Origin of the sequence: Paramagnetospirillum magnetotacticum MS-1 (genome assembly GCF_000829825.1) — a bacterium.
In the GTDB taxonomy this organism is placed as follows: Bacteria; Pseudomonadota; Alphaproteobacteria; order Rhodospirillales; family Magnetospirillaceae; genus Phaeospirillum; species Phaeospirillum magnetotacticum.
In genome coordinates this window covers 107807-121131 of sequence record NZ_JXSL01000025.1, presented here as the reverse complement: position 1 = coordinate 121131, position 13325 = coordinate 107807, and the positions used below count along the sequence as shown (strand labels likewise).

11 protein-coding genes are annotated in these 13325 nt (G+C 64.6%); 7 read left to right on the top strand and 4 right to left on the bottom strand.

All coding sequences use genetic code 11. The annotated features are described in order from the left end of the window. Positions 1-63: 63 nt before the first annotated feature. Positions 64-3390: a transglutaminase family protein gene (locus CCC_RS07875; protein ID WP_041040684.1), complete on the bottom strand. Its 3327-nt coding sequence runs from the start codon at positions 3388-3390 to the stop codon at positions 64-66. Between the two features lie 181 nt (positions 3391-3571). Here CCC_RS07875 and CCC_RS07870 point away from each other — a divergent pair, with 181 nt between their 5' ends. Then, positions 3572-5047 (top strand): circularly permuted type 2 ATP-grasp protein, encoded by a 1476-nt coding sequence (locus CCC_RS07870; protein WP_041040682.1) that lies wholly within the window; start codon positions 3572-3574, stop codon positions 5045-5047. Further along, entirely contained in the window at positions 5044-6015 is a 972-nt protein-coding gene (locus tag CCC_RS07865) for an alpha-E domain-containing protein (RefSeq protein WP_009869743.1), read from the top strand. Before CCC_RS07870 ends, CCC_RS07865 begins: the two co-directional genes overlap by 4 nt. A gap of 20 nt (positions 6016-6035) precedes the next feature. Here CCC_RS07865 and hpaR (CCC_RS07860) read toward each other — a convergent pair whose 3' ends face one another. Then, entirely contained in the window at positions 6036-6503 is a 468-nt protein-coding gene (gene hpaR / locus CCC_RS07860) for a homoprotocatechuate degradation operon regulator HpaR (RefSeq protein ID WP_160295527.1), read from the bottom strand. 191 nt (positions 6504-6694) lie between these two features. Between hpaR (CCC_RS07860) and CCC_RS07855 the strand changes: the two genes are divergently transcribed. Both CCC_RS07855 and CCC_RS07850 read left to right on the top strand, forming a co-directional pair. Next, complete coding sequence (locus CCC_RS07855; RefSeq protein WP_041040680.1) at positions 6695-8152, top strand: NAD-dependent succinate-semialdehyde dehydrogenase; 1458 nt, start codon at positions 6695-6697, stop codon at positions 8150-8152. After that, complete coding sequence (locus tag CCC_RS07850; RefSeq protein ID WP_009869746.1) at positions 8149-8541, top strand: GlcG/HbpS family heme-binding protein; 393 nt, start codon at positions 8149-8151, stop codon at positions 8539-8541. Before CCC_RS07855 ends, CCC_RS07850 begins: the two co-directional genes overlap by 4 nt. On the opposite strand, the gene CCC_RS07845 is transcribed toward CCC_RS07850, so the two are convergent. Continuing rightward, positions 8534-9706: an aspartate aminotransferase family protein gene (locus tag CCC_RS07845; RefSeq protein WP_009869747.1), complete on the bottom strand. Its 1173-nt coding sequence runs from the start codon at positions 9704-9706 to the stop codon at positions 8534-8536. The genes CCC_RS07850 and CCC_RS07845 overlap by 8 nt on opposite strands. 6 nt (positions 9707-9712) lie before the next feature. Further along, positions 9713-10174: a homoprotocatechuate degradation operon regulator HpaR gene (gene hpaR / locus CCC_RS07840; RefSeq protein WP_009869748.1), complete on the bottom strand. Its 462-nt coding sequence runs from the start codon at positions 10172-10174 to the stop codon at positions 9713-9715. A gap of 193 nt (positions 10175-10367) precedes the next feature. Between hpaR (CCC_RS07840) and CCC_RS07835 the strand changes: the two genes are divergently transcribed. From CCC_RS07835 to CCC_RS07825, 3 genes are read left to right on the top strand one after another with little or no spacing between them, the layout of a single operon-like run. Then, positions 10368-11423 (top strand): TRAP transporter substrate-binding protein, encoded by a 1056-nt coding sequence (locus CCC_RS07835; RefSeq protein WP_009869749.1) that lies wholly within the window; start codon positions 10368-10370, stop codon positions 11421-11423. A 35-nt stretch (positions 11424-11458) separates the two neighbouring features. Beyond that, on the top strand, positions 11459-11992 hold the full coding sequence (locus tag CCC_RS07830; RefSeq protein WP_009869750.1) for a TRAP transporter small permease: 534 nt from the start codon (positions 11459-11461) through the stop codon (positions 11990-11992). Continuing rightward, on the top strand, positions 11989-13317 hold the full coding sequence (locus tag CCC_RS07825; RefSeq protein WP_009869751.1) for a TRAP transporter large permease: 1329 nt from the start codon (positions 11989-11991) through the stop codon (positions 13315-13317). The genes CCC_RS07830 and CCC_RS07825 overlap by 4 nt, the downstream gene beginning before the upstream one ends. Positions 13318-13325: the final 8 nt, after the last annotated feature.

Here is a 13325-nt window from a genome sequence, read left to right as displayed (position 1 = left end):
TCCAGGCGAGAGCGTAAACGGCGCGGTATTTTCCCCTCCCCAAAATCGCGACGGTGTTAACGCCTATTGTAACCTCAGGTCTAGCGTATTCGGATAGTCGGGATGAACCGCCCCGCCATCGACCCTGAACGGCCCGTGGGAATGGCCGAAGGCGAAGAAGCGGGCGCGGCGCCGCGCCTCGGCTTCGTAGGAATTGACCGGGAAGGTGTCGTAATTGCGCCCGCCCGGATGGGCCACATGATAGGTGCAGCCCGCCACCGCCTCGCCCGTCCAGGTATCCACCAGATCGAAAACCAGCGGCGTGTGGGTCCCGATAGTGGGATGCAGGCAAGACGCGGGCTTCCAGGCGCGGTAGCGCAAGCCCGCCACCCATTCGCCGGACGTCCCGGTCGAGGCCAGAGGCAGGCGGCGGCCATGGCAGGCCACCACATAGCGGTCGCCCACCAGCCCCGAAACCTTGACCTGCAGGCGTTCCACCGAGGAATCCACATAGCGCACGGTGCCACCGGCGCCCGGCTCCTCGCCCATGACGTGCCAGGGCTCCAATGCCGTGCGCAACTCCACGCGGATGCCGCGATGGCTGACCGCGCCCACCGCCTGGAAGCGGAATTCCAGATGGGGCGCGAACCAGGAGCGGTCGAAATGGATGCCGCCCACATCCAGCCATTCCAGCACCTCGTCCAGATCCTTCTCGATCCAGTGGGGCAGCATGAAGCGGTCGCGGAGCGCCGAGCCGAAACGCACCAGCTTCTCGGTATAGGGCACCTCCCAGAAGCGGGCGATGAGGGCGCGCAGCAGCAATTGCTGCACCAGGCTCATGCGGGCATGGGGCGGCATCTCGAAGGCGCGGAACTCCACCAGGCCCAGGCGCCCGGTGGGACCGTCGGGGGAATAAAGCTTGTCGATACAGATCTCGGTGCGGTGGGTATTGCCCGACGCGTCGATCAGCACGTTGCGCAACACCCGGTCCACCACCCAGGGCGCCACATTGGTGCCAGGGTCCGGCAATTGCGACAGGGCGATCTCCAACTCATAGAGCGTGTCGTCGCGCGCCTCGTCCACGCGGGGATGCTGGCTGGTCGGCCCGATGAACATGCCCGAGAACAGGTAGCTGAGGCTGGGATGGTTCTGCCAGAAGCGGATCAGACTGCCCAACAGGTCGGGACGGCGCAGGAAGGGACTGTCGGCGGGCGTCCAGCCGCCCAGAACCATGTGATTGCCGCCGCCCGTTCCCACATGGCGGCCGTCGATCATGAACTTCTCGGTGCCCAGACGGGCCTGGTGGGCCTCCTCGTAGAGGATTTCCGTATTGATCACCAGTTCACGCCAATGCTCCACCGGCTGGACATTGACCTCGATGACGCCGGGATCGGGGGTCACCTTGATGATCTTGAGGCGCGGGTCGTTGGGCGGCGGATAGCCTTCCACATGGACGGGCCGGCCGATCTCGGCGGCGGACAGCTCCACCGCCTCGATCAGGTCCAGATACTGCTCGGCGGTTTCCACCGGCGGCAGGAAGACGTTGAGGCGTCCGTCTCTGGGCTGGACGCACAGCGCGGTGCGCACATTCTCCGAGACCAGGCCGTTGGCGGTCTCCACGGGCCGCAGATCCACCGGGATCTGTTGCAGCACCGTGGCCTTGGGCGCGCCGGACCCAGGAACCTGCTCGGTCTGGGCGCGCTGACGCCGGGCCGGGGGCATGGGGCCGCGCGGTTCGAAGGGATCGCGTTCACTGTGATAAGGGTAGGCGTCGGCGGGAATCCAGGGCAGGGATTCCAACGGCAGGCGCAGGCCCAAAGGCGAATCGCCGGGAATGGTCAGCAGCTTGCCGTCGCGCGTCGGCCAGGGCCCGGTGATCCAGCGGAACTTGTCCCTGGCCTGCCAGGGCTGCAAGGGCAAGACATAGCCCGTGGGGGTGCCCAGGCCCCGCTTGAACACCGTGGCCAGACGGGCGCGCTCTTCCGGATTTTCCAGCTTGGAATCGATGGGGTCCACATTGATGGGCAGCGCCTGTTCCCGCAGCAGGTAATAGGCGGGATCTTCCCAGGCGGGCATGGCGAAATCGGGATCGACCCCCAGATGACGGCACAGCGCCTTGGAAAAGTCGCGGGCCTCGTCATGGGTGGGGGAATTGTCCTCGGATTCCAGGGCGATCAGCCGAGGGTTGCGCCACACCACCTCGTCGTCGTCGCGCCAGATCAGCGAGAAGGCCCAGCGCGGCAGACTCTCGCCCGGATACCACTTGCCCTGGCCATAGGCGATCAGCGCGCCGGGGGCGAAGCGGTCGCGCAAACGGCGGATCAGGGTATCGGCGAAGGCCCGCTTGGTGGGGCCGACCGCGCTGGTGTTCCACTCCTCGCCGTCCGGGTCGGAGGTGGAGATGAAGGTGGGCTCGCCACCCTGGGTCAGGCGCACATCGCCCTGTTTCAGTTTCTCGTCCACCAGATCGCCGAGTTCCAGCACGGCCTGCCACTGGTCCTCGGTATAGGGCTTGGTGACGCGCGGCGTTTCCAGCACGCGGGCGATGCCCATATGGTGCTCGAAGGAAACCTCGCACATCTCCACCGCGCCGGTGATGGGCGCGGCGCTGGTGGGATCGGGCGAGGCGGCCAGCGGGATATGCCCCTCGCCGGTCAACAGCCCCGATGTGGGGTCAAGACCGATCCAGCCCGCGCCGGGCAGATAGACCTCGGTCCAGGCATGCAGGTCGGTGAAGTCCTCCGCCGCCCCGGCCGGACCGTCCAGCGGCTTGACGTCGGGAACCAGCTGAATCAGATAGCCCGACACGAAGCGCGCGGCGAGGCCTAAGCGGCGCAGGATCTGCACCAAGAGCCAGGCGGAATCCCGGCACGAGCCCTTCTTCAGACCGAGAGTCTGTTCGGGCGTCTGAACGCCCGGCTCCATGCGGATGGTGTAGCTGATATCTTCTTGCAGCCGCTGATTCAGCGCCACCAGGAAATTGGTGGTCTGCATGGGCGTGCTGGTGTCGATGGAGGCCACGTAATCGGCCAGAAGCGGCCCGGCCTCCTCGCACAGCAAAAACGGCTTCAACTCGTGATCGAGCTGCGGATCATAGGCGAAGGGGAAATTCTCCGCCTCGGGCTCCAGGAAGAAGTCGAAGGGATTGACCACCGACAGATCGGCAACCAGATCCACGTCCACCGTGAAGTGATCGACCTTCTCGGGGAAAACCAGCCGGGCCAGCCAATTGCCCTGAGGGTCCTGCTGCCAGTTGATGAAGTGGCCCTTGGGCTCCACATCCAACGAATAGGACAGAACCGGCGTACGGGCATGGGGCGCCGGACGCAGACGGACCACCTGGGGAGAAAGAACGACCGACCGGTCATACTTGTAACGTGTGGTATGGCGCAGTTTAACGTGAATGCCCATGATCGTCCGTGTTTAGTGGCATAATGCAGTGGGGAGGGTAGCACACAGATGAAAGCTTGGTGGCGATAAAAGCCCCCGGAATCGGCAGGCTGCCATTCCTGCCTTAAATTTGATCAATTCGAGAAGAGACGCTAAGCTGTGTTCCGCGCCACGAAAAAAGGCGCAGAAAGGGGAATCATCAATGACCCGGCCAAGAATTTCGCTGCCCGGCCCAGGGCTGTTATCCGGCTACGATCCGACCGAGTTTTTCTGTGAGGCGCTGTCGCCCAGGGACGACGGCGCCGCCCAATTGGCCGCCATCGCCGCCCGCCTGAATGCGCTGGACCCCGATGATCTGCGCCGCCGCGCTGCAAGGGCCGAAAAGGAGCTGTTCGATCTCGGCATCACCTTCACCGTCTATTCGGACAAGGACGCCATCGACCGCATCCTGCCCTTCGACGTCCTGCCCCGCGTGATCACGCCGGGCGAGTGGACGCGGCTCGAGGCCGGCATCATCCAGCGGGTCACCGCCATCAACCTGTTCCTGGCCGACCTCTATGGCGACCAGAAGATTCTGGCCGACAAGATCGTCCCCGCCGATCTGGTTCTGGGCAACGCCAACTTCCATTCCTTCATGCGCGGGCTGAAAGTGCCCTGCGGCACCTATTCCCATGTGTGCGGCATCGACCTGATCCGCGACCAGGAAGGACTGTTCCGGGTTCTGGAAGACAATGCCCGCACGCCGTCGGGCGTTTCCTACGTGGTCGAGAACCGCAACCTGATGCTGCAATGCTTCCCCGATCTGATGGAAGAGACCCGGGTCCGCGCCGTGGATGATTACGGCCTGATGCTGCGCCGCGCCCTGGAAGAGATCGCGCCCGCAGGCGTGGACGAACCTTCCGTGGTGCTGCTGTCGCCGGGCATCTACAACTCGGCCTTCTTCGAACACGTCTTCCTGGCCCGCGAGATGGGCGTGCCCCTGGTGGAGGGCCGCGATCTGGTCGTCGAGAACGACCGGGTCTATATGTTGACCACGGCTGGCAAGGCGCCGGTGCACAGCATCTATCGCCGCATCGACGACTTCTTCCTGGACCCCAAGGTGTTCCGCCCCGATTCCATGCTGGGCGTGCCGGGGCTGATGGACGCCTACCGCAAGGGTAATGTGTCGCTGGCCAACGCGCCGGGCACCGGCGTGGCCGACGACAAGGCGGTCTATGCCTATATGCCGCGCATCATCAAATACTATCTGGGCGAGGACGCCATCCTGCCCAATGTGGAGACCTTCATCTGCCGCGAGGCGGAAGGACTGAAATACACGCTCGACAATCTGGAGCATCTGGTGGTCAAGCCGGTGGGTGAATCGGGCGGCTATGGCATGATCCTGGGACCCAAGGCGACCAAGGCCGAGATCGACGAGTTCCGCGCCAAGCTGAAGGCCGATCCGGCCAATTACATCAGCCAGCCCATGATCGGCCTGTCGGTCAGCCCGACACTGACGGAAAAGGGCACCCAACCCCGCCATGTGGACTTCCGCCCCTTCGCGGTGACCGGAGCCTCCACCAAGGTTCTGGCTGGCGGCCTCACCCGCGTGGCCATGAAGGAGGGATCTCTGGTGGTGAACTCATCCCAGGGTGGCGGCTCGAAAGATACCTGGGTTTTGGCGGGAGAAGGACAATGACAGAATTGCTCGCCCGCAACGCCGACTGCATCGTCTGGCTGGCCCGCTATATGGAGCGGGCCGAGAATCTGGCCCGCATTCTGGGCGTGGCCGAGACCTTCGCCCGCGACCGGGCCGGGCGCAACTGGCTGGCGGTGGTGCAGATCAACGCCGACGAGGAACGCTTTTTCGCCCGCCATCGGGTGGCCGACGCCCGCACGGTGCCGCACTTCTATATTCTCGACCCCGACAATCCCAACTCCATCTTGTCCTCCATCAAGGCGGCGCGCGAGAATGCGCGGACGCTGCGCCCCATGATCTCCATCGAGATGTGGCGCCAGATCAATCGCATGAACACCTGGATGGGCGGATTGTCGGACAATGCGGTGGCGCCCGCCAATCTCGCCGCCCTGTGCGAGGAGATCAAGGAAGCCTGCCAGCTGCATGTGGGCATTACCGAGGGCACCTTCTATCGCGACCAGGCCCACTACTTCTATCACCTGGGCAAGTCCATCGAGCGCGCCGACCAGACCACCCGCCTGCTGGACATCAAGTACCACACCCTGCTGCCCCGGCCCGAGGATGTGGGTTCGGCCCTCGATATCAGCCACTGGAACGCCCTGCTGAAGGCGGTCGCCGGTTATCAGGCCTCGCGCCGGGTGCTGGCGGGCAAGATCACGCCGCGCTCGGTGGCAGCCTTCCTGCTGTTCTCGGATTCCTTCCCGCGCTCGGTCATTCTTTGCGTGCGCCAGATGGACTGGCTGATGACCCAGCTTCGCACCCGCTATCACCTGCGCGGTGGGGTCAAGGCTCTGGAACTGCTGGATGGATTGCGCGCGGCGCTGACCGATCACGATATCGATCACGTCATCGACCACGGCCTGCACGAGTTCATCGACTGGGTGCAGTCCCAGTTGATGGCCATCTTCGCCGAGATTCAGGACAGCTTCTGCGTGACGCGCCAGCCCAGTCAGAGTCAGTCCCAGTAGACCGGGACGGTTGGAAAAGCCTAGCGGGTCAAGGCCTCGGAAAGCTCTTCGAGCATGAGGTGCAGCCGTTCCAGCCGGTCCAGGCCGAAGGCGGCGACGATCTCGTCATAGCGCTTTTCCGCCGCATGGCTGACCGACAGGACCAGCTCATGGCCCTTCTCGGTCAGGGACAGCAACGCCGCGCGCTGGTCGCGTTCTTCCGGGCGGCGCTCGATCAGTCCCTGTTTCTCCAAGGTGCGGATGATCCGGGTCAGGCTGGGCATGCTGATCAGGCTGGCCCGCGACAACTGCCCGGCCCGCATCTCGCCGGTCTGGGCCAAAGACTTCAAGGCCCGCCACTGCTGTTCGGTGATGTCGTGGCTGCGCAGATTGGGGCGAAAGCCCGCCATCACATCCTCGCGCGCCTTGAGCAAGGCCAGCGGCAATGACCTCGTAATGGCCCTGAGGCGCGTCAGCTCGTCGGGAGAAGAGGATTGCTTAGCGGACATCAGCAGCAAATCACTCGCGAATCCGTTGGCGGTCAAGCCCCTAGCGCGGGCCTGGGGTCCAGATTGTGTCATTGTGTCCCGACTTCTTAAAGGTGCCATGAGAGGGGGCGGAGCTGACCTTGACATATCCGGCCCGACTATGTAACTAATATGTTAGTAGTTAACGTGTTAACTTCTTTCGGGAGAGAGACGTGACCGACCTCGACGCCAGCCTGCTCAAGACCCATGCCTATATCGACGGACATTGGGCGGAGGCCGATGACGGACGCCGTTTCGACGTGCTCGATCCCGCCACCGGCCACTTGCTGGCCAGCGTCCCCGACATGGGCGGCGCCGAAACACGCCGCGCCATTGAGGCCGCGGAAATGGCCTGGGGCCCCTGGCGGCGGCGCACCGCCAAGGAACGGGCCGCGATTCTGATGGCCTGGTTCGAACAAATCATCGCCCACAAGGATGCCCTGGCCCGCCTGCTGTCGGCCGAGCAGGGCAAGCCGCTGCCCGAGGCCCAGGGCGAGATCGTCTATGGCGCGGCCTTCATCCAGTGGTTCGCCGAGGAGGGCAAGCGCGCCTATGGCGATCTTATCCCCACCACGGCCAGCGACCGCCGTCTGTTGGTGATGAAGCAGCCCATCGGCGTGGTGGCGGCGGTGACGCCCTGGAACTTTCCCATGGCCATGATCACCCGCAAATGCGCGCCCGCTTTGGCCGCCGGTTGCCCGGTTGTCGTCAAGCCCGCCGAGGATACGCCGCTTTCCGCCTTGGCCCTGGCCGAACTGGCCGAGAGAGCCGGACTGCCGAGGGGAGTGTTCAACATCGTCACCACCCGCCAGCCCGGCGCGGTGGGGGGCGAGATGACCGCCAACCCGCTCGTGCGCAAGCTGTCCTTCACCGGTTCGACCCGCGTGGGCAAGATGCTGATGGCCCAATGCGCCGAGACGGTGAAGAAGGTCAGTCTTGAACTGGGCGGAAATGCGCCCTTCATCGTCTTCGACGATTGCGATCTGGATGCCGCCGTGGCGGGGGCATTGGCCTCGAAATACCGCAATTCCGGCCAGACCTGCATCTGCACCAACCGCTTCCTGGTTCAGGCGGGTGTCTACGAGGAGTTTGGCCGCAAGTTGGCTGAAAAGGCTGCCGCCATGGTGGTGGGGCACGCCTTGAAGGGGCCGGTGCAGCAAGGCCCGCTGATCAACGCGGCCGCTGTCGCCAAGGTCGCCTCGCATGTGGCCGACGCGGTATCCAAGGGCGCGCGGGTGCTGACTGGCGGCAGGCCCCATGAACTGGGCGGCGGCTTCTGGCAGCCCACGGTGCTGGCCGATGTGACGGCCCAAATGCTGTGCTTCCAGGAGGAGACCTTCGGCCCTGTGGCGCCGCTGGTGCGCTTCGAGACCGAGGAGGAGGCCGTGGAACTGGCCAATGCCTCGCAATTCGGACTGGCCGGATACTTTTACTCCCGCGATCTGGCCCGGGTCTTCCGGGTGGCCGAGGCCATGGAATGCGGCATGGTCGGAGTCAACGAATCCCTCATCTCCAACGAGGTCGCGCCCTTCGGCGGCATCAAGGAATCCGGCCTGGGCCGCGAGGGCTCCAAATACGGGTTGGATGACTTCATGGAGACCAAATACGTCTGCATCGGAGGTTTGTCATGACCGAGGAACAGGCCCTGGCCGCCGTTCAGGCCGCCATCGCCAAGGCGCGCGCCATGGGCGTCAAGGTCACCGCCGTGGCGGTGGATGCGGGCGGCCATCTCAAAGCCTTGATCCGCATGGACGGAGCCCCCTTTCACGGCGTCACCATCTCCACCGACAAGGCCCGCACCGCAGCCGGATTCGGCAAGCCCACCGCGCAGTGGAAGGACCGCATCGGGGGCCGCCCTCATGTGCTGGAGGGCCTTTCGGGGCGGGATGGTTTCATTCCCATCGGTGGGGGCGTGCCGGTGCTCAAAGACGGCGCGGTCACAGGCGCCATCGGCATATCGGGCGCCACCGAGGATGAGGATTGCGAGATCGCCGCTGCCGGGCTGATGGCGATCAGCTGAAGCTGGCGCAGACCCCTTCAATGATCTCCACCGCGCGGACCACCTCGGCCTCGCCGATGATCAGGGGCGGCACCAGACGCACCACATTGTCGCCCGCGCCCACCGCCAGCAGACCGGCGGCGAACAGCTTGGCGTTGAACTCGGTGTTCAGCGGCACGGTCTTGAGGCCCAGCATCAGGCCCTGGCCGCGCACTTCGGCAATCGCCTGGGGATAGCGGCGGGCAAGGTCATCCAGCTTGCCGCGCAGCATCGCGGCCACCGCCTGGACGCGGTCCAGAAAGCCGGGGGCCATGATCTCGTCAAGCACCGCCTCGGCCACCGCCATGGCCAGGGGATTGCCGCCGAAGGTGCAGCCATGGGTGCCGGGCGTCATGCAGGCCGCCGCTTTTTCCGTCGCCAGAACGGCGCCCACCGGAAAGCCCCCGCCCAGCCCCTTGGCAAGTCCCATGACATCGGGCGCGATGCCCGACCATTCATGGGCGAACAGCTTGCCCGTCCGTCCGATGCCGGTCTGTACCTCATCCATGAGCAGCAGCAGGCCGAACTCGTCGGCCAGCGCCCGCAGGCCCCGCAGATAGGCGGGATCGCCCGGACGGATGCCGCCCTCGCCTTGGACCGGCTCCACCAGGATGGCGGCGGTATTGGACCCGATGGCGCCCTGCACCGCCTCCAGATCGCCATAGGGCACATGGTCGAAGCCCTGGGCCACCGGGCCAAAGCCTTCCAGATATTTCGCCGTTCCCGCCGCCGCCAGGGTGGCGATGGTGCGGCCGTGAAAGCTGCCCGTGCAGGCGATGATGCGGTTGCGCTCGGGATGGCCTGCGCAGTGGTGGTAACGCCGGGCGATCTTGATCACCAGCTCCATGGCCTCGGCGCCGGTATTGCAGAAGAATGCCGTGTCGGCGAAGGACGCATCGACCAGCCGCTGGGCCACCCGCTCCTGCCCCGGCACCCGGTAGAGATTGGAGCAATGCCACAGCTTGCCCGCCTGCTCGCCCAGGGCCGCCACCAGTCGGGGATGGGCATGGCCCAAAGCATTCACCGCCACGCCCGCGCCGAAATCCAGGAAGCGGCGGCCATCAGCGGCGGTCAGCCATGCCCCCTCGCCATGCTCGAAGATCACATCGGTGCGGTCGAAGACCGCCAGAAGATTGTCAGGAAACATGGGAGCTCACTTGGGCGGCAGTTTGACCAGGGGAATGGCGGCACCGTGCAGCGCCGTCAGTTTCGTCAGCACATCGTATAGCTCGGCCGTCTGCTTGGCGCCAATGACGTCTTCGATAAAGCGGTACTGCTCGGTGATCAGGGGAATGGCGGCGTCCACCAGGGCCCGGCTTTTGTCGGTCATATGGACCATCACCCGGCGATGATCGCTTTCCACCCTTTCCTTCCTGACCAGATCCATCTCTTCCATGCGGGCCAGGACGCCGGTCAGGCTGGGGCTCAAAAACAGGCATATCTCGCAGATTTGGCGCGGCTCCAGGGGCTCGGAATGGCGCAGAACGCGCAGGATGCGCCATTGCTGCTCGGTCACCCCGAAGTGATTGAGGATGGGCCGGAAGCGCGAAATGATCTCTTCACGGGCCTGGGCCAGCAGCAGCGGCAGATTGGGATGAAAAATCTCGGTGCTCAACGTCTGTTCCCCCGAACGTGGCCGGGGACCATGGTCGCGCCGCAATTCCTCCAGGTCAACCCAACTCGACCATTGACTCACTAACATCATAGTGACATCGTATTCGCTAACATGTTAACTACATAGCACATGTTAACTAATACGACGGCCAGGGCAAAGGACCCGACCGCGCATCGCCAACACGGAGGAAACCATGCGTATCAAGAAAACCGTCCTCAGCCTTGCCGTCCTGGCCCTTGGCGCCATGGCTTCGGCCCCGGCTGTTCGGGCCGCAGACGAGGTCATTCTGAAATTCGCCCATTTCCTGCCGCCAGTGGCCCCTGCGCATGCCCAGGTGATCGGCCCGTGGTGCGATAAGGTCGCCGCCGAGTCCAACAACCGCATCAAGTGTCAGATCTTCCCCGCCATGCAGTTGGGTGGCACGCCGTCGCAACTGGTGGATCAGGTGAGGAACGGCGTGGCCGACATCGTGTGGACGGCGCCCGGATACTCCGCGGGCCGTTTCCCGGCCATCGAGGCCCTGGAATTGCCCTTCATGGTGGCCAATGCCCTGGATGGCAGCCGCATGACCTGGGACTACTACAACCAGTACGCCAAGGACGAATTCGCCGCCTATAAGGTGCTGGCGGTGCATATCGATGGCGGCGGGCTGTTCCACACCGCCGCGACCGACGTGAAGAGCCTGGCCGAGGTCAAGGGCCTCAAGCTGCGCACCCCCACCCGTCTGGCCGCCAAGACCCTGCAGTCTCTGGGCGGCGTTCCGGTTTCCATGCCGCCATCCCAGGTGGCCGACGCCATCGCCAAGGGCGTGGTCGATGGCGGCCTGCTGCCGTGGGAACTGATGCGACCCACCAAGATCGACGAGGTCACCAAGTACCATATCGCTCCGCCCGCTGGCCGTCCCTTCCCGGTGGCCACCGTCCTGTCGGTGCTGATGAACAAGGCCAAGTACGACTCGCTGCCCGCTGATCTGAAGGCGGTCATCGACCGCAATTCCGGCCCCGTTCTGGTGGAGGCCTTTGGCAAGGTCTGGGACGACGTCACCGCCTCCAACCTGAAATACGCCGCCACCATCCCCGGCACCGTGGTCAGCAATCTTGAACCTGCCGCCTATCAGGCCATGCGCGACGCGGCCAAGCCGGTGGAAGACGAATGGGTCAAGGACGTCGGCGCCCGCAAGCTGGACGGTCAGGCTCTGGCCTCGGGCGCCCGCGCGCTGTCGGCCAAGTACTTCCCGGCCCAGAACTGACACCCGCCCGCACTCGCGCTTAAAGGAATCGTCCCATGACGGAACTTCTCTATCCGCCGGCCGAGCGGAGGGCTCACGACGTCATCGACTGGTGGCTAAACCGCGCCGCCGAGGCTATGGCCTGGACGGGTGGAGCCACCCTGATCGCCATGGTGATCATGTCGCTGATCTCCATCATCAGCCGCAAGCTGGGCTTCCAGCCCGTCAACGGCGACGTGGAAATGATGCAGATGGGCAACGCCATCGCCGCAGCCGCCTTCATCCCACTGTGCACGCTTCGGGGCGATCACCTGCGCGTCGAGTTCTTCACCGAAGGTTTCCGGCCCAAGGTGAAGCGCCGCTTCGACGCGGTGGGCGATTCCCTGTTGGCCCTGGTCCTGGCGGTGCTGGCCTGGCGCACCGGCTTCCAGGCCCTGGACGGTCAGGATACCGGCGAGGTATCGCCCCTGCTGGCCGTGCCTCTGTGGATACCCGTCATGCTGATGGTGCCCAGTCTGGCACTGACCGGCATCTGCGCCATCTACCGCACCATCGTCGAATTCACCGTTGGACTGGAGACACCGTCATGAGCGGCACCACGCTGGGCCTCGTCGCCTTCGGCATTCTGCTCTTGATGCTGGTGGTGCGCATCCATATCGGCGTCGCCATGTTCCTGGCCGCCACCGGCATCTACATGGTGCTGAACCACGGCGAGTTGAACGCGCTGCTGTTCACGCTCAACAATCTGGTCTACGCCCGGCTGTCCAATTACGACCTGGCAGTGATTCCGCTGTTCATCCTGATGGGCCAGTTCGCCACCCATGGCGGGCTGTCCAAGGCGCTGTTCCATGCCGCGGGCACCCTGATCGGCCATTTCCGGGGCGGACTGGCCTATGCCGCCACCGCAGCCTGTGCCGCCTTCGGGGCCATCTGCGGCTCGTCGCTCGCCACCGCCGCCACCATGGGTCAGGTGGCCCTGCCCGAACTGACGCGCCGGAACTATTCCGGACGCCTCGCCACCGGCACCCTGGCGGCGGGCGGCACGCTGGGCATCCTGATCCCGCCCTCGGTTCCCCTGGTGATCTATGCCGTGCTGACCCAGGAAAGCATCGGCAAGCTGTTCGTGGCCGCCGTCATTCCCGGCATCGTCGCGGCGCTGGGCTATATGGCGGTGATCCGCATCATCGTCACCTTCGATCCCAAGGCGGGTCCCGCCAGCGAGCGGGTCTCGATCAAGGAGATGCTGAAGGCACAGGTGGGCATCCTGCCCGTGCTGCTGGTCTTCCTGGTGGTGATCGTCGGCATCTATGGCGGCTGGGCCAATCCCACCGAAGCCGCCTCCATCGGCGCGGCGGCCTGCGGCATCATTGCCGTGGTCTCGGGCGGCATGCGCTTCAAGGACCTGAAGCAGAGCATCTTCGGCACCGCCATCGCCACCGCCATGATCTTCATGGTGCTGATCGGCGCCGATCTTCTGAACTCGGCCCTGGCGCTCACCCAGATGCCCACCGAACTGGCTAATTGGGTGAAGAACAGCGGCATGCCGCCCGTGGGCGTGCTGTTCACCATCATCGCCATCTATGTGCTGCTGGGTTGTGTCATGGACTCTCTCGCCATGATCCTGCTCACCATCCCGATCTTCTATCCGGTGGTGCTGGGCCTGGATTTCTACGGCATGAGCATCGAGGACAAGTCCATCTGGTTCGGCATCGTCGCCCTGATGGTGGTCGAGATCGGCCTGGTCCATCCGCCGGTGGGCATGAATCTCTACGTCATCAACAAGATCGCCAAGGACGTGCCCTTGAAGGAGACCGCGATGGGTGTGCTGCCCTTCCTGGCTTCGGACTTCATCCGCATCCTGGTCCTGGTGTTCTTCCCGCCGCTGGCCCTGTGGCTGGTCCACGTCACAGGCTGAGGCATAAG

What these genes read in the sequence shown, in the direction of transcription:
- CCC_RS07875 (WP_041040684.1), bottom strand. Translation starts at nt 3,390, where the DNA reads ATGGGCATTCACGTTAAACTGCGCCATACCACACGTTACAAGTATGAC.
- CCC_RS07870 (WP_041040682.1), top strand. Translation starts at nt 3,572, where the DNA reads ATGACCCGGCCAAGAATTTCGCTGCCCGGCCCAGGGCTGTTATCCGGC.
- CCC_RS07865 (WP_009869743.1), top strand. Translation starts at nt 5,044, where the DNA reads ATGACAGAATTGCTCGCCCGCAACGCCGACTGCATCGTCTGGCTGGCC.
- hpaR (WP_160295527.1), bottom strand. Translation starts at nt 6,503, where the DNA reads ATGTCCGCTAAGCAATCCTCTTCTCCCGACGAGCTGACGCGCCTCAGG.
- CCC_RS07850 (WP_009869746.1), top strand. Translation starts at nt 8,149, where the DNA reads ATGACCGAGGAACAGGCCCTGGCCGCCGTTCAGGCCGCCATCGCCAAG.
- CCC_RS07845 (WP_009869747.1), bottom strand. Translation starts at nt 9,706, where the DNA reads ATGTTTCCTGACAATCTTCTGGCGGTCTTCGACCGCACCGATGTGATC.
- CCC_RS07835 (WP_009869749.1), top strand. Translation starts at nt 10,368, where the DNA reads ATGCGTATCAAGAAAACCGTCCTCAGCCTTGCCGTCCTGGCCCTTGGC.
- CCC_RS07830 (WP_009869750.1), top strand. Translation starts at nt 11,459, where the DNA reads ATGACGGAACTTCTCTATCCGCCGGCCGAGCGGAGGGCTCACGACGTC.
- CCC_RS07825 (WP_009869751.1), top strand. Translation starts at nt 11,989, where the DNA reads ATGAGCGGCACCACGCTGGGCCTCGTCGCCTTCGGCATTCTGCTCTTG.